General features: G+C 58.0%; 18 protein-coding genes. 7 read left to right on the top strand and 11 right to left on the bottom strand.

Annotated features, from left to right (window positions below):
- Positions 1-25 precede the first annotated feature (25 nt).
- Entirely contained in the window at positions 26-1,063 is a 1,038-nt protein-coding gene (gene coxB / locus F591_RS0104530; protein WP_019533403.1) for a cytochrome c oxidase subunit II, read from the bottom strand.
- A gap of 304 nt (positions 1,064-1,367) precedes the next feature.
- Here coxB and F591_RS0104520 point away from each other — a divergent pair, with 304 nt between their 5' ends.
- From F591_RS0104520 to F591_RS0104510, 3 genes are all read left to right on the top strand, one after another.
- Positions 1,368-2,072, top strand: coding sequence for a YhcN/YlaJ family sporulation lipoprotein (locus F591_RS0104520; protein ID WP_019533401.1), 705 nt, complete (start codon positions 1,368-1,370; stop codon positions 2,070-2,072).
- 304 nt (positions 2,073-2,376) lie between these two features.
- Entirely contained in the window at positions 2,377-2,967 is a 591-nt protein-coding gene (locus F591_RS0104515) for a guanylate kinase (protein ID WP_019533400.1), read from the top strand.
- 68 nt (positions 2,968-3,035) lie between these two features.
- Positions 3,036-4,217 carry a conserved virulence factor C family protein gene (locus F591_RS0104510; protein ID WP_019533399.1) on the top strand — a complete coding sequence of 394 codons (1,182 nt, stop codon included), beginning with the start codon at positions 3,036-3,038 and terminating at the stop codon, positions 4,215-4,217.
- 57 nt (positions 4,218-4,274) lie between these two features.
- On the opposite strand, the gene F591_RS0104505 is transcribed toward F591_RS0104510, so the two are convergent.
- Positions 4,275-5,216, bottom strand: a complete 942-nt coding sequence (locus tag F591_RS0104505) for an MBL fold metallo-hydrolase (RefSeq protein ID WP_019533398.1) — start codon at positions 5,214-5,216, stop codon at positions 4,275-4,277.
- Between the two features lie 28 nt (positions 5,217-5,244).
- Positions 5,245-6,255 (bottom strand): SGNH/GDSL hydrolase family protein, encoded by a 1,011-nt coding sequence (locus F591_RS0104500; protein WP_019533397.1) that lies wholly within the window; start codon positions 6,253-6,255, stop codon positions 5,245-5,247.
- A 261-nt stretch (positions 6,256-6,516) separates the two neighbouring features.
- Here F591_RS0104500 and F591_RS0104495 point away from each other — a divergent pair, with 261 nt between their 5' ends.
- Positions 6,517-6,762, top strand: a complete 246-nt coding sequence (locus F591_RS0104495) for a hypothetical protein (protein ID WP_040741109.1) — start codon at positions 6,517-6,519, stop codon at positions 6,760-6,762.
- 57 nt (positions 6,763-6,819) lie between these two features.
- Here the strand turns inward: F591_RS0104495 and rnhA are convergent, their stop codons facing one another.
- The 4 genes from rnhA to F591_RS0104475 form a co-directional block, all read right to left on the bottom strand.
- Positions 6,820-7,479: a ribonuclease H gene (gene rnhA / locus F591_RS0104490; RefSeq protein WP_019533395.1), complete on the bottom strand. Its 660-nt coding sequence runs from the start codon at positions 7,477-7,479 to the stop codon at positions 6,820-6,822.
- A 40-nt stretch (positions 7,480-7,519) separates the two neighbouring features.
- Entirely contained in the window at positions 7,520-9,307 is a 1,788-nt protein-coding gene (gene recQ, locus F591_RS0104485; RefSeq protein WP_040741108.1) for a DNA helicase RecQ, read from the bottom strand.
- 8 nt (positions 9,308-9,315) lie between these two features.
- Positions 9,316-10,161, bottom strand: coding sequence for a glycosyltransferase family 2 protein (locus F591_RS0104480; protein WP_019533393.1), 846 nt, complete (start codon positions 10,159-10,161; stop codon positions 9,316-9,318).
- Positions 10,162-10,240: 79 nt separating this feature from the next.
- On the bottom strand, positions 10,241-11,383 hold the full coding sequence (locus F591_RS0104475; RefSeq protein ID WP_425414342.1) for a VanZ family protein: 1,143 nt from the start codon (positions 11,381-11,383) through the stop codon (positions 10,241-10,243).
- A 420-nt stretch (positions 11,384-11,803) separates the two neighbouring features.
- Between F591_RS0104475 and F591_RS29430 the strand changes: the two genes are divergently transcribed.
- Entirely contained in the window at positions 11,804-12,709 is a 906-nt protein-coding gene (locus F591_RS29430; protein WP_019533391.1) for a hypothetical protein, read from the top strand.
- 437 nt (positions 12,710-13,146) lie between these two features.
- Positions 13,147-13,659 (top strand): DnaJ family domain-containing protein, encoded by a 513-nt coding sequence (locus tag F591_RS0104465; protein WP_026326372.1) that lies wholly within the window; start codon positions 13,147-13,149, stop codon positions 13,657-13,659.
- A gap of 246 nt (positions 13,660-13,905) precedes the next feature.
- On the opposite strand, the gene gdhA is transcribed toward F591_RS0104465, so the two are convergent.
- From gdhA to F591_RS0104450, 3 genes are all read right to left on the bottom strand, one after another.
- On the bottom strand, positions 13,906-15,291 hold the full coding sequence (gene gdhA, locus F591_RS0104460; RefSeq protein WP_019533389.1) for an NADP-specific glutamate dehydrogenase: 1,386 nt from the start codon (positions 15,289-15,291) through the stop codon (positions 13,906-13,908).
- Between the two features lie 467 nt (positions 15,292-15,758).
- Complete coding sequence (gene msrB, locus F591_RS0104455; protein WP_019533388.1) at positions 15,759-16,742, bottom strand: peptide-methionine (R)-S-oxide reductase MsrB; 984 nt, start codon at positions 16,740-16,742, stop codon at positions 15,759-15,761.
- 246 nt (positions 16,743-16,988) lie between these two features.
- Positions 16,989-17,831, bottom strand: coding sequence for a hypothetical protein (locus F591_RS0104450; protein ID WP_019533386.1), 843 nt, complete (start codon positions 17,829-17,831; stop codon positions 16,989-16,991).
- A 420-nt stretch (positions 17,832-18,251) separates the two neighbouring features.
- On the opposite strand from F591_RS0104450, the gene murI reads away from it, so the two are divergent.
- On the top strand, positions 18,252-19,043 hold the full coding sequence (gene murI / locus F591_RS0104445) for a glutamate racemase (protein ID WP_019533385.1): 792 nt from the start codon (positions 18,252-18,254) through the stop codon (positions 19,041-19,043).
- A gap of 26 nt (positions 19,044-19,069) precedes the next feature.
- Here the strand turns inward: murI and F591_RS0104440 are convergent, their stop codons facing one another.
- A complete protein-coding gene (locus tag F591_RS0104440; RefSeq protein ID WP_019533384.1) occupies positions 19,070-19,420 on the bottom strand; it encodes a hypothetical protein in 351 nt (116 codons plus the stop codon).
- Between the last annotated feature and the right edge of the window lie 4 nt (positions 19,421-19,424).

The raw sequence follows: 19,424 nt of genomic DNA, 5'->3' as shown, positions 1-19,424 counted from the left end.
CCTCCTTTATTTCCCCAAGCCCTTATTATGGCTGCAGCTTCAACGAGTTCAAGTATTTGATGATATCGTTGATTTCCTGATCGCTCAGCGGGTTCATGGCGTTCTTAGCATTCTCGCCGAAAGCGGGCATTTTGTTGCCGGGCTTCACGGATTGCGGATCGGCGATCCACTGTTTCAAGCTTTCGTCGTTATGCGGCAGAATGCCGGCAACGAGCTCGCGAGAAGCGAAGCCGTTCAGGTTCGGACCTGCGCCGAGGCCTTCCGCGCTAACCGCGTGACAGGACAGGCAGTTATCCTTGAACAATTGCTCGCCCGCTTTGGCGTCCGCCGGAATCGAAGCAGGCGTTTTCATTTGAGCAACCCATTTGTCGAAGTCAGCCGGTTCGAGCGATTTGACTTTAAAGTCCATCAAGGAGTGGGATGCACCGCAAAGCTCGGCACACTTGCCTTTGAATACGTCGACATCATCTGCTTGCAAATAGTACACGTTGGTGCTGCCTACGTTCGTATCCATCTTGCCGCCCAGGGACGGAACCCAGAAGGAGTGCTTGACGTCGGAGGCAGTCAATTCAAAAGCGATTTTCTTGCCGGTCGGAATGACCAAGTCCTGCGCCGTCGCAATGCCGAGCTCCGGATATTCGAACTGCCACCAGAACGCGTGAGCGGTTACTTTTACGTGCAGGGCGTCTTCATTGTCGCGATGGTCTTCCAGCAGCTTAAAGGTGTAATGAATGGTCGGCACGGCAAGGATGAGCAGCAGGATGATCGGGATGACCGTCCAGATGACCTCCAGCGTATGGCTGCCTTCCACCTGTTTCGGAACTATGTCTTTGTCGCCTTTTTTCTTTCTGAAGCGGATGAGGACATAGATGTAAATCACGAATACGACCGCAACGACCAGCAGCATGATGCCGATACTGAGCTTCATGAGGAACAGCTGATCTCTGGCCACGGGACCTCTGGGCTTCAAGGCGGAGATGGTATCGTCACCGCATCCCGTCAAGATGAGCATCATCAACCCGAAGAGAGGGATGAAGCGCCAAAGATTTTGCCACCGATTCATCTTATCAATCCCACCTTACAAAGCAAATTGGTTAGTGTAAACAAAGGTCATAATTTGTCAATGAACCTGATCACCATAATAACTATAAATTCGTCCAGATGGTTTGTCAATGAAACGTCACAAAGCTTCACAAATTGTTCTAAACTGGCAGTGGAAGCGTTTTTGCAGATTTTGTAACCTGGATACTCCTTTTGGTTATTTCCAATTGACCCGCATTTTATGCATATTTGCCTCGTCTTCACGATCGTGTATAAATCTTCGCAAAGAATGAATCCTAAACGGTGTACAAAAAGGAGGGGTACCCATGCGTACATTTCGTCGGTTGGCCGCTCTATGGAGCATTGCCCTCTGCCTGACGGTCAGCGGCTGCTTCCCTTGGTACGACTACAACAGCTCGCACAATTACGGCAGCAAGCGGCATGAGAATCCTCAGGATACGTCGCGCGCCTATCAAACCAAGCAGCAATATGCCAAAGTATCGCACCGGATTGCCAGGCTGGAGATGAACCAGTTTTTGTCCGAGCAGGTGCAGGCTCTTAACGGAGTAAACAGCGCGATCGTCATGATGGGCGACAAGGTTGCTTATGTCGGCATCACGATCGACGGAACCGCCACCGGAACGAAGAGCGGCAACTCCAGGCTGGAGTCGAACAATTACGGGTTGGTGAAAGGTCTGTACTCTCCGAACACGCCGTTTGACGACGGGGCCGATCCAAGCGATCTGATCACCGGCAGCAACGGCGCCGACACCGTGATGCATCACGAGCATTTATCCCATATGTTCAAGCAAAAGATCGCCGAGCGCATTCGCTCCCTGGACCCTACCGTGCAGGACGTCTATATATCGGCCAACCAGGTATTCGTCAACGAGCTGAACCGCCTCGCTCAGGAAAGCTGGCAGGGCCGCTCGCTGGAGCCGTACCGGGAGCATTTCATGGCGATGGTCGAAAAGCTGTTCGGAACGGACCCCACCATCCCTAATCAGGCCGAAGGCAACGGCAAGGAATAAGCGGCGTGCCGAAACCCCCTTCCCGGTTCGACGGGGAGGGGGTTCGCGCGCCGCATCGCCCGCTCCGAATCGATACCGATAAGAGGCTTGTCACCGAAGCATATATAATGTAGAAACTCGATTTCGGTCCCGGCGAATCTTCTCGATAACCAGCGAAATAACGAGATTTTTCGAGATTTTCCGCTAATATTTCACCCAATTCGCCACAATTAAACAAAAACGGCCTCCTTTACCTTGCACCCAAAAGAGGGTAAAATGGAAACAGGATGATCCGCTGGGATACACCTAACGAAGGAGGGTTTCTATGTACGAACTGAAAGACAAAGAATTTATCTTTGTATTTACAGGCCCTAACGGGGCCGGCCGCCGGACGGTCGGACGCATGGCCGGAGAGACGCTCGGCATGAAGCAGGTGTTGTCGTACACTACCCGCCCGCCGCGTCCCATCGAAGTGGATGGACAAGATTATCATTTCATTACTGCAGAACAATTCTCGCGGGCGGAATCGAACGGCGAATTTATCGAGGTCCTTGAAATATACGGGAATCGGTACGGAATCAAAGACCGGGACGTTGCCGAGATGATGCAGAAATACGGTGCGGTTTACCTTGTGCTGAACCGATACGGAGCGGATATTCTGAAGGAGCTGTACGGAGACCGGGTCGTGCGGATTTTCATATACGCCGATAAGCAGACGGTGATGGAGCGCGAAAAGAACCGGGGCAGCTCCCAGGAAGTGATCGATCAGTACATGGCCCATTACGATCGCGAGATGGAATACAAGGATCAGTGCGAGCATGCCTTCGAGAATATCGATTCGGCTCATACCGTATTCGATCTCACCAAAATTTTGGACAGTCAATATTTGCACCGCAACCTGTTGGATCTGGACTAAGCGGATATCGGAAGACCGGCGCGTCCTCTTGGGCGAGCCCGGTCTTTTTTGCAAGGGAGGAATCAGCTATGCGCATCACATCCATTGAACCGACGCCGAGTCCGCTGACGATGAAGATTACGGTGGACGAAACGCTCCCTGCCGGCGTTCGCTATACTTTCGATGCATCGAATGCCAAGCAGGCGCCGCCGGAGCTTAAGCAACTGCTGTCGATCCCCGGCGTAAAAAGCCTGTACCGCACCGCCGATTTTATCGCGCTGGACCGGACGGCCAAAGGAGACTGGCAGGCCATCTTGACGGAGGTGCGCAGCGCGCTCGGGACGGCGCCGGAGTACAGCGCGCCGGAGCAGACGAAGACGGCCGGCGGCGGGCAGCCCGGGCCAACGGAAGAAGCGGCCGGCTTCGGCGAGGTCAAGGTGCTGCTGCAGCATTTCCGCAGCATCCCGCTTCAGGTGCGGGTCACCGACGGAGCGAACGAAGCCCGGGCGGCGCTGCCGCAGCGCTTCTCCGACGCCGCCGTTCACGCGGCTGCCGCAGCGCCCAATCTGATCAAGGAGCGTTCGCTGATCGAGTGGGGCACCCGCTACGGCTCGCTGGAAGATGTGCTGGAGGAAGCCGTTCAGGAGCTGGACGCCTCTTATGACGACGAACGGCTGCAGTTTCTTATCGAGCAGGCGATGCAGGGAACCGCGGCATCCGAAGCGGAAGCGGTGGCCGTATCGGGGCGCGCTTCGTTCAGCTACGAAGAGACCGAGCGGCTGCTCCACGATCCCGATTGGAAGAAGCGCTACGCGGCGCTGCAGCAAATTCGGCCGTCCGAGGAGACGCTTCCGCTGCTCTTGATCGCCCTGAAGGACGAGCGAGCGACGGTTCGCCGCCTGGCGGCGGTCTATATCGGCGATTTGAAGACGCCGGAAGTGCTGCCATACCTGTATGAGGCGCTGCGCGACGAATCGCCCGCGGTGCGCCGGACCGCCGGCGATACGCTGTCCGACATCGGCGATCCCGCCGCGCAGGAGGCGATGGCTGAGGCGCTGAAGGACCCGAACCGGCTCGTCCGTTGGCGCGCGGCGCGCTTCCTCTATGAGACAGGCGACGAGCAGGCGATCCCTGCGCTGCGCGCCGCCGAGAACGATCCCGAGTTCGAGGTGCGGATGCAGGTGCGCATGGCGCTGGAGCGGATCGAGGGCGGGCACGCTGCGGAAGGCTCCGTTTGGCAGCAAATGACGCGAAGAGACGAAAGCCGTTAAATGCCAAGAAGGAAGCTTGCGGGAGACAAGCTTCCTTCTTGGTGTAGCGCAGCGTCTTTACAGCTTCAGCGTCCCGCCGTGCAGCAGCACATGGAGCCTGTCGGGCGGCAATCCCCGGCGCTGCCATTCGGCAAGCAGCCGGTCCAACGCTTCCCGCGGCGTATCGTCGGCCAGGCGGAAGGCTCCGTAATGCATCGGCACAAACCGCTCCGCGCCGCAATCGACGAAAGCCTGCACGGCTTGCTCGGGGGTTACGTGCTGCTTGCCCATGAACCATTCCGGCTCGTAAGCGCCGATCGGCATCAGCGCCGTGCCGATGCGATACCGTTCTCCGATCAGCTTGAAGCCGGGAAAATAGCCGCTGTCCCCGGCGAAATAAATCGCTTCTTCTTCCTGGCTTGCCCCTGACCGCTGGATGATCCATCCTCCCCAATGAGAGCGGTTGGTATCGGTCAGCGTTCGCCGCGACCAATGCTGAGCCGGCACAAAGTGCAGCTCCAAGCCGGCAAGCTCCGTCTTCTCCCACCAGTTCAGCTCCGTCATTCGCGCAAAGCCCCGTCTGCGGAGAGGCGCCGCCAGGCCGGCCGGAACGTACAGCTTCATGCCGGGATTCCGTCTGTGCAGCGCTTTAAGCGAGGCGATATGCATATGATCGTAATGGCTGTGAGAGAGCAGCACGGCATCGATCGCCGGCAGCTTCTCTAGCGCGATGCCGGGAGGGGCGAGCCGCTTCGCGAAGCCCATCCTCTCGGCCCACACCGGGTCTGTCAGCAGATTGACCCCGTTCATCTGAACCAGGAAGGTGGCATGGCCGATCCAGGTTACCGCCGTGCGGCTCCTGTTCTCCTGCAGCCATTCGGCCGATGCATCGGGGCAGAGCGGAACGACAAACGACAAGTCCTTTCGCTTGGCGCTCCGCTCTTTGCGCCATTGTCTGATTTCGGCGAACGACTTGCTTACAGAGACGCCATTCATATTTTCGTATCTGAACTTGCCCATTGCAGCCGGTTCCTCCGTTTACCCGAGATTACAAAGGGGAGACTAGCTCGTATTTGCCGATTCGCTGCAACGTATTCATCGCCATGTGCAGGAAGCCTTCCTCATTCGGGTGCAAATAAGCGTCGCCGAACAGCTCCGGCCGGTGGGGAATAAGCGCGTCGCCGTCGATCAGCCATACGTTCCTGTAGGCGCCGGCGATGCGCTGAATCGCCGCGCCCACATCCGCGAAGGCGCCGAGCGGGCGCGGCTTGTCCTGATCTGCGCGCCATAGCGGAGTTAGCACATAGACCAGCGTGCTCGGATAAATCTCCGTCAGCTTGGCGAAGAAGCCGCTGCAGGCCCGTTCGAACGAGGCGATCGTTTCGTGGCGGCCCCAATCGTTCGTCCCGTATGCGACGGTAATGACATCGGGCCGGTAAGGCAGCTCCTCATCGAGCGACTCCTCCGAAAACACATAGCCGCCGACGCCCTGATTCAGCAGCTCGGCATCCAGCGCGCGGGAGAGCAGCACCGGATAGATGGCGGAAGGCCGCCGGGCGTCCATGCCCTGCGTAATGGAATCGCCCAGGCAGAGCATGCGCCGCGCAGGCCGCGGGACTTCCCGCACTTCGGCGCCTTCCGAAAAGCGAACCGCCCGGAGGACAAGCTCGGCGTTGTGAGGCAAATACAGCGTAAGCCGTCGCATTGCCCCGTCCCCAGGCCGATCCGGCAGCTCGAATCTCCGGGTTCCCGGATCTTCCGCGAGATTGTCGCAGCCCGGCGATGCCGCCCATACGCCGTCCACATACAGGTCGAAGTATGCCCAAGGCCGAGCCGTCCTGCCGATCGCGTAATCCCATTCGATATACGAAGCGTTCGTCAGAACGTCAAGACAGACGCCCGCCGGGCAGCGGCTGCGAAGGTCCAGCGATTCGGTCTGCGCATAAACCCTCATTTGTTTGTCCGTAAATCGGACAGGTACCCATCCGTCTTCCGTCTGTTCCATCGTTAGCACGTTTCGGAACCATGCCAATTCCAACTCTCGCGGCAGCTCTCTCATCGTTCTCCCTCTCTTCGCTTTATGGACAGTAACGTCACGCAAAGCGCTTCTCCAATTACGATATCATAGGAACGGCGGTTCACACAATGCGAAAGTCCGATGTCCGAATGCCTGCCGAACTCCGCTCTTTTCTCTATTCATCTTCTCTATATCATCTTCACTACATAATATAATAGGAAGAAAATACATCTCATTTCATAGCTGCCGCCGAACCGGGCATACTAACTGGCGAATGTACTTCCAAGGAGGGGTAAAGCCATGATGTCCGAGGATAAAGGAATGAATCCGGTGTCCGGCGAGGAGGTGGAGACTGACGGCATTTACGAGAACGAATGGGGGCGCGAGGAAACGTTGAAGCGCGGCGACGAGTTCCCGTACGACCCGATGATGGGTCAGACGGAATGGGAGCTCGTCAGTCTGCCCCTGGAAAGCCAGGAAGAGGAAATGTACAAAAACACGAAGCCGAACACGAAACCGAGACTTCATATCGACCGCAGCGACAAATAACGGCGGACATGACAACGCGCCTTCCCGGCCGATCCGGGAAGGCGCTGTTCGTCACGCTTACTTTCTTCCGTAATCCGCCTTGATTTCTCCCCACGCCTTCGTATTCCATTTGATGATTTTGTTCGGATAGGTGTTCACGCGCAGCCAGGCTTCGGCCCGGTCGACCAGCGCCCAAATTTCCTGCGTCGAGGCGTCGCGCGGCAAACTGGAGGCGACCTTTTTATTGCGGACCCAGCTGATCGCCGTCTTGGAATCGCTGTAGATCGTCATGGAGCTGCCTTGGCGCTTCAGATAAGCGAGCGCATGCACGATCGCCAAAAATTCCCCCATGTTATTCGTCCCTTTGGAAATGGGCGGATGCTCGAAAAGAACTTCGCCTGTGCGTGTGCAGACGCCTTTGTATTCGACGATCCCCGGATTGCCGCTGCAGCCGACGTCAACGGACAAGCTGTCGAGCTCAATCTCCGGCGGCAGCTCCCCCGCAGCCGCTTTGGCCGCCGCGGCTCCTTGCCGCGAAGCAGCCCTGTCCGAGCGGGGAATCCCTTTGTATTCGGCTTTCCAGCCCCGGGCAAAGGCGGCTTTCGCCTCGGCTTCGCTCTCATACGATTTGAAGCGCGCCTGCGGATAGCCCTGCGTCTGCTTCTGGCATTCCGCCCAAGTCTTGTAGATCCCCGGCTGCCGCCCTTCCCAGACAACGTAAAATTTCGATTTAGCCACTGCCCATTGCTCCGTTTCTCATCATATTCAGCCATACCGGCTAACTTCCGTCCGACTCCCGCCGGCGCTTGAAAAAGTCGATGAAATACGTGCCGTATTTGAAAAATTTCGCTTCCCCGACGCCCTTGATCTTCAGCATCGCGGCCGGATTCGTCGGCTGTACGGCGCACATCTCCCGCAGCGTGCTGTCCGGGAAGACGATATACGGCGGAATGCCTTCCCGCTTGGCAATCTCGAGGCGCAGCTGCCGCAGCTCGTCGAACAGCTCCTTCTCCGCGTCGTCCGCCGCAGCGGCGGCAGGCTTCACCCGAATGCGCTGCACTACCCGCTCTTTCCCCGCCAGTACGGGCAGCGCTTTGGGCGACAGCTTCAACACCGGGTACTTGCCTTCGGACAAGCTCAAATAGCCTTCGGCGGCCAGCAGCTGAATCAGATCGAGAATATCTTTTTCCGTGCGATTTTTCATCAAGCCGTACGTGCTCAGCCCATCGAAGCCGAAGTCCAGCACCTTTTTGTTGCGCGATCCCTTCAGGACGGAGGCGACCAACGTCATGCCGAACCGTTCCCGCATCCTTTTGACGCAGGAGAAAATTTGCTGCGCTTCCACGGTGATGTCGGACATTTGCATATCCGGGCTGGCGCAATTGCTGCAGCGTCCGCAATCCTCCTCCATCTCGCCCCCGAAGTAGCGCACAATATACCGCTGCAGACATAGCGAGGTGTGGCAGTAATCGGCCATTTGGCGCAGCCGCCGGTATTCCTGCGTCTGCCGTTCCGGGTCCGACACCGACTGCTCGATCAGAAACTTCTGAATGTGAATATCCTGGGGGCTGAACAGCAGCAGGCAGTCGCTCGGCTCGCCGTCCCGTCCGGCGCGTCCCGCCTCCTGGTAATATGCCTCCATGTTCTTCGGCATATTGTAATGAATGACATAGCGAACGTTCGACTTGTCGATGCCCATGCCGAACGCATTGCTGGCGCACATGACGCGGACTTCGTCATAGAGGAACTGCTCCTGGGCTGCGGCCCGCTCCTTGTCGCTCATGCCCGCATGGTATTTGCCCGCGGCAAAGCCTTTGCGCCGCAGCAGCTCGCAGAGCTGATCGACCTCCTTGCGCGTCGCCGCGTAGACGATGCCGGCCTCGTTCCGCCGGCCGCTTATATAATCCAGCAGCACATCGCGCTTGTTCTCGCCCTTGATGACCGAGAACGACAGATTGTCCCGGGCGAAGCCGGTCACGAACACCTGCGGCCGCTCCAGCCCGAGATGCGCGATAATATCGTCGCGCACCTGATCGGTCGCCGTCGCCGTAAAGGCGGCCAGCAGCGGCCTTGTCGGCAGCGAACAGACAAACTCGCGAATGCGCATGTAGCTCGGCCGAAAATCGTGCCCCCACTGCGAGACGCAGTGCGCTTCGTCGACGGCGACCATCGGCACCACGAGCCCGCGCAGCAGCTCTGCGAACCGTTCCGACTCCAGCCGCTCCGGGGCGACATACAGCAGGCGATAGTCGCCATTGGCCGCCTTGCGAATCCGGCTTTCGGCCTGCGCGTACGTCAGCGAGCTGTTAATGTAAGCTGCGGGCACGCCCAAGCTGTCCAGCCCGTCGACCTGGTCCTTCATCAGCGAAATCAGCGGGCTGATGACAATCGTCGTCCCGGGCATCATCATCGCCGGCACCTGATAGCAGATCGATTTGCCCCCGCCCGTCGGCATGATCCCGAGCGTATCCCGGCCGGACAAGAGGCTCTCGATCACCCCCTGCTGACCTTGGCGAAAGGATGGATAGCCGTATATTTTTTGCAGCAGCTCCGTCGCCTGAGCCATCGTTCCAATCAAACGGTATCGACCTCCCTCGAAGCTTTGCCGGCCAGGCGCGAGACGAACGGAGCTCCGTCCCACAGCACCTCCGTGACGGCCCGGCGGGCCTTCACCTCCGGCTCTTCCAGCAGCAGGAAGAAGTTTTTGCTCGGCAGCTCCCCGAGCCCGTGCTTGGCCGACAGCTTGTCCAGATACGGCCTCATATCCGCCGGGCTGCCAGACAAATTCCCGCCGACCTGAGAGTACGCATACAGCGCGCTGGCGCAAGGAACGCGCTTCACCCGAAACCGCGCCGCCGACCGCAGATAAAAGTCCCAGTCCCAGTAATGGTACATGTCCGTATCGAATTCGCCCAGCTCATCGTGCATGCTGCGGCGGTACATGCAGCCGGAAGGAACGAAGGTCGAAAACCGGCGCATCGCTTCCGGGTCATGCTCATAGGCGAAGACGAACCGGTTGACCGCCCGCCGCACCCCGTCCTCGACGACGTAATCGAAGATTTCCACGTCTGAATACGCCATATCGCAATCGGCAAGCTCGGCCAGCATCCGCTCCACATGGCCCGGCAGCAGCAGATCGTCATCGTCGCACAGCAGTACATACTCGCCCCACGCCTCTTTTAGAGCTCTATTGCGCGCATGCACATGACCGGCGTTCCGCTCCATATGGATGACCGTCACATCCAGCTCGGGATACAGCTCCCGAACGAAATCGACCGGTTCCCCCGCGTCATTGGCGACGATGATCTGCAAGCGCCGATAGGTTTGCCGGACAAGCGATTCCAGCAATTCGCACAAAAAGCCAGGCCGGTTGTAAGTCGGTACAATGACCGAGACTAACGGCTCGTCACTCCGGTTCACCAAGCCTCTCCTCCGTTCCACCCTCTTGTAGAAACCATATTACTAGAAATCGGCGGAAAGGAAAAGTGGGCGACTTTGGCTAGCGCGGCTTCGGGCGGTTCGTTTCGCGCGGCTTCAGGCCGCTTGCGCTCACGACATGCTTCGTTCCGCTCCATTCCTCATAGAACAGCCCTTTGTCCCTTCGGAACAGCCGTAGCAGGACATGCAGGGCAAAAGCCGCATTCACCGGAACAAGAACGAAAATCCACCCTGTCAAAACATAAGGGGGCAGCATCTCCAGCTTACGGCTCAGGACCATGTAATTCATTCCGCCGATGATCCCGTATAAAGGTACGTACCGCATCGCCAGCTCGCGCAGCGTCGGCCGTTCGCCCCTCCCCTGCAAACGAATGCGCACCGCCGCCTTGCCGAGCGTCAGGCCGCCCGTAACGTAAGGAAGCACGATGAAATACACACCTGCGACAGCCGCGGCGGCGACCGGCTTCCCGAACAGGCCGAACAGCGCGAACGCGGCGAAGAGCAGCACGGCGTCAAGCTGCCAGGCGATCAGGCGGCGAATATAGCTGACCCGGACTGTCGTCAAATCGACCTCGTCGTCCAGCTTATGGATACGGGGTAGAAATCCGGTCAGCCATGGCGCTACCAACCAGCCGAGAAGCCCTCCCGACGTGTTAAGGAGCAGGTCGTCTACATCGAACAGCCGGTACGGACATTCGAAAATGCCGTAAATGCCCGTCACCTGCGTCACCTCGAAAAGGAGCGAGAGCAGCAGCGACCAAGCGACCGAAATCCACAGCTTTCTGCGAAAATAATATCGCAAAATGAGCCCGAACGGAACGAACAGCAGCACGTTGAAGGCCGCCTGCAGGAAAGCCCGCTCCTTCAGCACGCCCCAATAGGTGGACGGCACGCCCGGCTTAAACTGCGTTTCCTTCAGAAAATCGCGGACGAATTGCAGCGGGACGCTCTGCACATAGCCGCTGGTCCCCGCTCCCGGCGGGCAGTTGCTGCGCGTTTCCGGCAAGGGCAAAATGACCAAATAAAGGGCGGTCAGCAAATAAAGAAGCAGTGAATACAGAACGAGGCCGCGCAATTTGTGCACATAGCCGTGCTTGCGGTATTGGACGATGAGAAAAGGGAGCGTGAACAGAAGCGCGAGCACCGGAAAAGTGAGCAGCGCCTGTCCGATCGGCCACAAATACGCTTGAAGCAATGAACTCACACCTCTGCCTGACATCGGGAAAACGGCGGCACGCCGCACCGCTTCTGCTAACAAGAGGCACGCATGCAAACAAGAGGCAGGCAAAGCGTCCGAAACAGACACGACTTTGGCCATCCGACGTTTTCCCCGCGGTCAAAAACAATCATTCATATGTACAGACGGATGCCGCAGGCTTTTTTCCTTCAAATGCGTCAAATTATCGATTCCAGAGATTTATCCAATCCAGAAGTTTCGGAGATTTTATTTTCGCCTGCCGCAAGTAATTATGTTACAATAAAAGAAAATGTAGCCAATTCTCCGTATCGCTATGCCCTATCGTTGTCAGTTCATATGACATGTCCCTGACCAAGAGGAGGTTTTCGTCATGAATCATTTGAAGACGATCGTCAGCCAATGCTCAATCACCGAAGGTGACGGCCGATGACGGAGGACTCGAACGTCATGGACGCCCAGCCGAACAAGAGCGGCGTATCGCAGCCAGCGGACGGCGCCGGACAGCCGGCAACAAGCGGTCGCGGCGCGCGGCCGGCCGCCGCCGCGCAACAGGCCGCCATGGAGCGCGCGGAGCCGTCCGGCGCGGGCACGGGCGCGGCGAAAGCTGCGGCGGCGAAAGCCGCGGCTGAAGCCGACCACGCGGACAGCGCCGGCGCGGAAGCGAAAGCCGCGGGGGGCGCCGCCCCGGCGGAAGCGGGCCACGTCGCGGTGGCGAAAGCCGCGGCCGAAGCCGACCACGCGGACAGCGCCGGCGCGCCCCCGCCTGAGCGCCCCGCCGAGGCCGCCAGCGCGGCTAAGCCCGCTGCCCGGCGCAGCCGGAGCAAGGCGGCCGCGGGAGGCCGCCCGCGCAGCGCGACGCAGTCGCCCAGCGGCAGGCGGCGACAGGCGGAAGCAGCCGCAACGGCAGCGCCTGCCGTGGAAGCGCCCTCCGCTGCGGCGATGCCTCCGGCGGTGCCTGCCGCCGCCGAGGCGGGGCTTGCTGCCGATTCCGCGGCAGGGCTCGCGGACGGCAAGCGCCGCGCCGCGGCGCTGGAGCACGCGGCCAACGACCGCGAAAAAGCCGATATGCGAACAGCGGCGAACAATGCCCCGCCAAGGACGAATGAAACCGACAGCGGCAGCGCGGCGCTGATCGAGCTGCTGAAGCAGCCGCTTAAGAAGAGCAAGCGCCGCCAAACGCATGACAAGGTCAAGGTTCACCTGCGCCGAGACTTGCTTGCCAAGCTCGACGCCTTGTCCGAGGACCAGCCCAAAGGCTTCAAAACCCGCCTCCTCAATTACGGCTTGGAGCAGGCGCTGGCCGAGTTCGAACGGTTGAAATCCGAATCGTAAGGCGAATGATCATGCGATAACGGTGTACAGCGCCTGTTTCATGCCGCTCGTCCGAACCGTCCGACGCCAGAAGCGAAGCGAGCAGGCGCCAATCCTCCGCAGACTTCCGTTCATATTTCGATATCTGCATCTGCGATATCTGCGGCTCAAGCGAGGATCGCCCTTCCTCTCACCATCAGGATTGCCCAAGTCCGCGGTCGGCTATCCGAAAGCGGAAGCGGCGATGATCGCCGTCTTTTCCCGTGCCGCTTAAAACATTCGTTCTCCTGATGGTCCCGGTAAGCCGCATGCCGACACCTGGCCCGAGCACGCCGCGGATTCAAGATTTGCTATATACGGGCCAATCCGGCAGCACCCGCGGCACATGCGCCTTGACGCAAACCCCTTGGAAGCGCTACGCTGAAGATATTATCGATTCCGCCGAAAAGAGGTGCAGCATGTTGTCCGCTGATTCCCAAGGACCGTATGGGGGTTCCGGCCGTGAGGAACGCCGGAACGCTTACCGTTCGTCCCGCAGCGATGCCGAGCGGCCGATCATCCCGCTTCCTGCCGAAACGTTCGAGGATACCGAGGCGATGCTGTCCGGAGAGCGCCGCAAAAAGCAGTGGGTTGACGACGCCTACGAGGAATTTGTGCGCAAGGGCGGGCTCGACCAGTTGCCGGGCAAGGGCAAGCCGCTCGTCGTGCCGACCGGAGATATCCTGACGACGATATTGAAGCAGGCCAATGTGCCGCCCCCTTGGGTAGCCCTCCGCCGCGAGCTGCAGCTGCAGATGGAGCAGACGCTGCAGCTGATTGAAGCAGATGGAGATCCGGCACAGATTGACGAAGCATTGGCCGCCGTGAACCGGCTGATCGCCGAGATGAATTCCCGCTCCCCCAGCCTGGCGCTGCACCGCAGGAAGGTGACGCGCGACAATATCCGCGAGCAGTGGGAGCGATGGCGGTAGGCAGCGGCTGAGACGCTGTACAAACGAACGGCCGGCGCGACCATCCGGGCAAAACATGCACCGGATTGGCCGCGCCGGCCGTTTTATGGGAATAACGCCTATCCATAGGATGACGAATCGGACATCATCGGCCCGTTCGCAAGCAGTCCAAGGTTTACCTGCAAATGATTGAACGCTCTGCAGCGCAGCAGGGCTTCGTAGCATTACAGCGGCAAGCGCCCCTGCCCCGTCTCTTCAAATCTTAGCTTACACAATGCCTTGAGCCATCATCGCATCGGCAACTCTCAGGAAGCCGGCGATGTTCGCGCCGACGACCAGGTTGCCCGGATGGCCGTATTCTTCCGCCGCCTTGACGCTGTTGCGGTAAATCGTGCTCATGATGTTCTGCAGTTTGGCGTCGACTTCCTCGAACGTCCAGGAGTATCTCATGCTGTTTTGAGCCATTTCCAGCGCGGATACGGCAACGCCACCTGCATTAGCCGCTTTCGCCGGTCCGAAGAGCACTCCTGCGGCGAGGAATACATCGATCGCTTCGAGCGTGGAAGGCATATTCGCACCTTCGCCCACCGCTTTCACGCCGTTTTCCACCAAAATTTTGGCCGAAGCTTCGTCAATTTCGTTCTGAGTCGCGCAAGGCAGAGCGATATCGCAAGGAATCGTCCAAATGCCGGAACATCCTTCATGATACTCTGCATGCGGGTGCTCCAATACGTATTCGCTGATTCGCTTGCGCTCAATCTCTTTAAGGCGCTTCAGCGTAGCGAGATTAATTCCGTTTTTGTCGTACACATAGCCGTTCGAATCGCTGCACGCCACGACGTGCGCGCCCATCCGGATCGCCTTCTCGATCGCGTAGATCGACACGTTGCCCGATCCCGATACGACGACAGTGCTTCCTTCAAAGCTGAGCCCTTTCGATTTCAGCATCTCGTCGACGAAGTATACCGTACCGTACCCGGTAGCCTCGGTTCTGGCCAAGCTGCCTCCGTACACGATCCCTTTGCCGGTAAGAACGCCGGCTTCATGGCCGCCGCGAATCCGCTTGTACTGTCCGAACATATATCCGATTTCTCTGGCGCCTACGCCGATGTCGCCGGCCGGCACGTCCTCGTCCGGACCGATATACTTGCAAAGCTCTGTCATGAAGCTTTGGGTAAAGCGCATCACTTCGGCATCGGATTTGCCCTTCGGATCGAAGTCGGAGCCGCCCTTGCCTCCGCCGATCGGCTGGCCGGTCAGTGAATTTTTGAAGATTTGTTCGAAACCGAGGAATTTGATAATGCCGCCGTTAACGGAGGGGTGAAAGCGGAGGCCGCCCTTGTAAGGACCGATCGCGCTGTTGAATTGGACCCGGAAGCCGCGGTTAACCCGCACCTTGCCTTCGTCGTCGACCCACGGAACCCGGAAGGTAATCATGCGCTCCGGCTCGACGATACTCTCCAGAATACCGCGGTGCATGTACTGGGGATGCTTGGCGAACACGGGGACCAAGGAATCGACGATCTCTTTCACCGCTTGGTGAAATTCCGTCTCGCCGGGATTCCGGCTAATAACCGACTCGTACACTTCCTTAACATAGCTTCTGGCTGCCTTCATTTCTTGCGATTCCATCGCTTGCTCGGTAATGATCATTTACTTCCCGCCCATCTTCTCATATAGATTAACCTCTTTAGTATTTTAATCGCAAACAAATCCGTTTGACAAGATATTGCGGATTGTAATAATATATTACATTAACTAACACATAACATTACCTACAACGAAATTAAATGATAACATAATAACGACGATCCCCCGTCACTTTGTCGAAATTCGGCGGAAAATCGTGTAAAAACGACCATCAGGACGTGGCTCGCTTCGTAATAAAGTTTCATCTCTTGTCAAGTTTGATCGAATACAGCGTATCGTTAACTTACCTGTTTGGGCGTACAGGCCGCCAAATTTCACGTAAAAAAAGTGACATTTCCATTAATTTATTCAGCATTGGCTCGGCCGCCCGGGAGCTTCCGCCGTAATGATCGGATGAAAAAAGACCCTCGCGCTGCGAGGGCCAGTACAGACGATTCGTATATCCTGCGGGAGGCGCCTGCTTTAAGACTTCAGCGGCTGTCCTCCACCCATGGAAGATAAGCTCCGTATCCTTCTTCTTCCATCTTGTCCTTCGGAATAAAGCGAAGCGCCGCCGAGTTGATGCAGTACCTGAGCCCGGTCGGCGCCGGACCGTCGGCGAAGACATGTCCCAGATGGGAGTCGCCTTCGCGGCTGCGCACCTCGGTGCGAATCATGCCGTGGCTGAAATCCGCTTCTTCCTTAATGCTCCCGCTGGCAATCGGCCTGGTGAAGCTCGGCCAACCGCAGCCGGAATCGAATTTGTCCCGCGAGCTGAACAGCGGTTCTCCCGAGACGATATCCACATAAATGCCCGGCTCCTTGTGATCCCAAAATTCGTTGCGAAACGGCGGCTCGGTCGCATTATTTTGCGTCACCTCGAACTGCAGCGGCGTAAGCCTCTGCCGAAGCTCCTCGCGGTCCTTCCGGGTACCCCAGTGCTCCTTGATGAACGCCTCGCGACCGGAGCCTTTTTTGTACATTTTGTAGCGCAGCGGATTTTTCTTATGGTACCCCTGATGGTATTCCTCGGCGGGATAGAAGGTCGCGGCCGGAACGATCGGGGTCACAATCGGCCGGTTGAACCTGCCGCTTGCCTCGAGCTCCCGCTTGGAAGCCTCCGCCTTCCGCCTCTGTTCCTCGCTGTGATAGAAAATAGCCGTTCGGTACGACTCGCCGCGGTCATGGAATTGCCCACCCGGATCGGTCGGATCGATCTGCCTCCAAAATATAGCGAGCAGCCTTTCATAAGAAAACAGCTCCGGATCAAAAACAATCTGTACCGCTTCCGCATGTCCGGTCGTTTCCGAGCATACCTCTTCGTAAGTCGGATTCGGCTTATGCCCTCCCGTATAGCCGGAGACGACCCGAACGATTCCCGGCAATTCCTCGAACGGCTCGACCATGCACCAAAAGCAGCCGCCCGCGAAGGTCGCGGTCTCATAGCGGCCTTCCTGCGTTTCGTTCGGATTCAACGGAATTCCCTCCTCCCTGGCAAATTTTCAGCAACCGAAGGCGACGGCCGATGATGAAGGTGATGTTCGTCACAGGCCATCTGCTATATTATTTTATACTACTGAAATTTTGTGAGCAATATTCTAAGCCGGACAGCTTGAGGCAGGCAAAAGAAAAACAGCTCCGCCGCGCGGGATGTCCCGCTCCAGGCAAAGCTGTGTATCGCTGACGCTATGTTCGGACCGCAAGGACCGGCCCCGAAGCGCTCATGACGCGCCGATCACCCGGATGCGGGAACCGATACGAATCACCGTTTCGTCCGGGCTGCGCCCGAAATAGAACGGAACCGGCGGCATCCCCGACTGCGGAAAGGCCAGGCGGCGTAAGGCAGGATAATCGGGATAAGTCGCCTGGTTCATCAAATAAGCGGATCGGGTGCTGCCCGGCTTGCGGTTTTCGTTAAGGGAGCGAATAAAATATTGGACGGACCCGATGCCTATGCCATGTCCGAAGTAGCGGTCGTCCCCCAGCTTAATCAGATTTTCCCCTTGCCATTCCGGCGTCTTCGGGTCGTAGTCGGGATTGCGAACATACAGGATGTCTCCAATGAACGTTTCCGGCACGTTCTCTCGCGTAATCAGCCGCAGATCGTTGTCATGCTCCCAGGAATACAGGTACAGCCCGCCGAACAGCCTGTTGAACGGCCCGGGGCCGATCACATCGAGAATGCCCTTGTACAAGACGATGATTACGGCCGTCGCGCATTCGAAGCCGTAGAGTCTGCCGTTGTAAAATATATCGTTTATCGCGTCGGCCGGAGCGACGCCTCTTTTCAGCAAAAATCCCCCCTGGCCCGTCCGATCCCAATAGCGCGGATTGGCATACGAATCGCTGAAATTTTCGAAGACCGCTCCGCTCCGCTCGAGGGCGACCGCCGCATCGGCAATCCGGCTTCGCGCCGCCAGCTCGAACTGCAGATCCTCCATTGTCGGATAGCTGTACACTTGAGGGCTGCGGTATTTTGCGTCGAAGACGTGCCGCTCCGCGCCGTCAAGCTCTGCCAGACCGGGCGCATGCGCTGGAATCGGCATCCCCGCTATAACAATCATTTTGCCTGGACTCCCCCTTTCCTTCCGAAGGCCGCCTGTTGCCGGAGCCTCCGCTTATCACATTATATGTGCAGGAAGGTTGGCCCAGTCCTGCAATGCCGAAGACGCTCCAAGGGAGCATAATCGGGCGAAAAGGGGCTCTGCTGCGGATTGTTTCGCTCCCCGGCGTCATATATACTGGTATTGTCGAAGATCATACGGAAGCTGAAGCGCGAATCGTTTCGGATACACGCCTATGACGAGCATTTCCTTCGTCATCGGTCGTCGCCTGCGGTGTTGAAATTTTGGGTCGGCGGATTACCGCCAAATTTTCAAAATAGACGCCTATGACGAGCATTTCCTCGTCATCGGTCGTCGCCTGCGGTGTTGAAATTTTGGGTCGGCGGATTACCGCCAAATTTTCAAAATAGGGGAGGCTTTATGCGAATCGCTTTTCTGGACTCCGGCATCGGCGGCATCACGGTATTGCGGGAAGCCATGAATCGGCTGCCGGAGGAAAACTTTATTTATTATGCCGATACCGCGCACGTGCCCTATGGCACCAAACCCAGAGAAGTCGTGCGGCAAAGCTTGTTCCAGGCCGTTCGGGAGCTGCACGCGGAGAATATCAAGGCGCTTGTCATCGCCTGCAATACAGCAACCAGCATCGCCGTAGGAGCGCTGAGAAGCGAGTTTCCGTTCCCCATCATAGGCATGGAGCCGGCCGTCAAGCCGGCTGTGGAGCGAAATTTGCCGCAGCGCAAGCGGGTGCTCGTCCTGGCTACGCCGCTGACGTTGAAGGAGAGCAAATTTCACGATCTGGTGGCCAAGGTGGACGGAGAAACTATCGTCGACACGCTGCCGCTTCCCGAGCTGGTCGCTTATTGCGAACGAATGGAGTTCCGGGATCGCATCATCCAGCCTTTTTTGCGCGAGAAGCTTAGGCCTTATCCTCTCGAGCAGTACGGCTCGATTGTGCTCGGCTGCACCCATTTTCCTTATTACCGCGAGCATCTGCGGCGCATCGTTCCGGCTCATGTCGAGCTGATCGACGGCGGCCCGGGCACCGTCAACCGGCTTCAATATATTCTCGATACGCACGGAATTCGCGGCGGGGGCTGCGGTCATGTCCGATTCATGTCTTCCAAGCGGGTTCCCGAGGAAACGGAGCGCCTCAGGCAGGCGATGCAGCTGCTGCAATCGCTGGAGCCGCCGGAGCTAACGACAGGCTAACCGATGCCTGTCGTTTTTTTTGCGCCTTAACGCTTCTTAACGCTCAATCTCCGCACCGATTTGATCCGATAAGTACCGCGCAATCCGTCGTCGGAAAGCACCCCGAGCTGCACGAGGCTTTTCACCTTCCCGGCATCCACCTTGGATACCAGCTTCCACAGCTCGGGGTCGGGGATCGTCTCGTATACGAGCCGGTCGTCATATTCCCGCTGCTCGGCCGAGGTGATGCTCGCTTTAAATTCGCCAGCCAAAACCTCGGCCACCCCTTCCCGGTCCAAATGCTCCATAATGTCCGCCCTGAGCCGCTCCGCCTCTTTGTCCAGCTCCGTCTGTTGCAGCCGAATCGCATAGTATCGCCGCAATTGCTCCTCCAGCATCTTG

The organism is Paenibacillus ginsengihumi DSM 21568 (genome assembly GCF_000380965.1).
Classification (GTDB): Bacteria; Bacillota; Bacilli; order Paenibacillales; family NBRC-103111; genus Paenibacillus_G; species Paenibacillus_G ginsengihumi.
This window is presented reverse-complemented; position numbering and strand designations above follow the sequence as displayed.

Bases quoted from the DNA above. Each gene is read 5' to 3' on its own strand.
- coxB (WP_019533403.1), bottom strand. From the start codon at position 1,063: ATGAATCGGTGGCAAAATCTTTGGCGCTTCATCCCTCTCTTCGGGTTG.
- F591_RS0104520 (WP_019533401.1), top strand. From the start codon at position 1,368: ATGCGTACATTTCGTCGGTTGGCCGCTCTATGGAGCATTGCCCTCTGC.
- F591_RS0104515 (WP_019533400.1), top strand. From the start codon at position 2,377: ATGTACGAACTGAAAGACAAAGAATTTATCTTTGTATTTACAGGCCCT.
- F591_RS0104510 (WP_019533399.1), top strand. From the start codon at position 3,036: ATGCGCATCACATCCATTGAACCGACGCCGAGTCCGCTGACGATGAAG.
- F591_RS0104505 (WP_019533398.1), bottom strand. From the start codon at position 5,216: ATGGGCAAGTTCAGATACGAAAATATGAATGGCGTCTCTGTAAGCAAG.
- F591_RS0104500 (WP_019533397.1), bottom strand. From the start codon at position 6,255: ATGAGAGAGCTGCCGCGAGAGTTGGAATTGGCATGGTTCCGAAACGTG.
- F591_RS0104495 (WP_040741109.1), top strand. From the start codon at position 6,517: ATGTCCGAGGATAAAGGAATGAATCCGGTGTCCGGCGAGGAGGTGGAG.
- recQ (WP_040741108.1), bottom strand. From the start codon at position 9,307: ATGGCTCAGGCGACGGAGCTGCTGCAAAAAATATACGGCTATCCATCC.
- F591_RS29430 (WP_019533391.1), top strand. From the start codon at position 11,804: ATGACGGAGGACTCGAACGTCATGGACGCCCAGCCGAACAAGAGCGGC.
- F591_RS0104465 (WP_026326372.1), top strand. From the start codon at position 13,147: ATGTTGTCCGCTGATTCCCAAGGACCGTATGGGGGTTCCGGCCGTGAG.
- gdhA (WP_019533389.1), bottom strand. From the start codon at position 15,291: ATGATCATTACCGAGCAAGCGATGGAATCGCAAGAAATGAAGGCAGCC.
- F591_RS0104450 (WP_019533386.1), bottom strand. From the start codon at position 17,831: ATGATTGTTATAGCGGGGATGCCGATTCCAGCGCATGCGCCCGGTCTG.
- murI (WP_019533385.1), top strand. From the start codon at position 18,252: ATGCGAATCGCTTTTCTGGACTCCGGCATCGGCGGCATCACGGTATTG.
- F591_RS0104440 (WP_019533384.1), bottom strand. From the start codon at position 19,420: ATGCTGGAGGAGCAATTGCGGCGATACTATGCGATTCGGCTGCAACAG.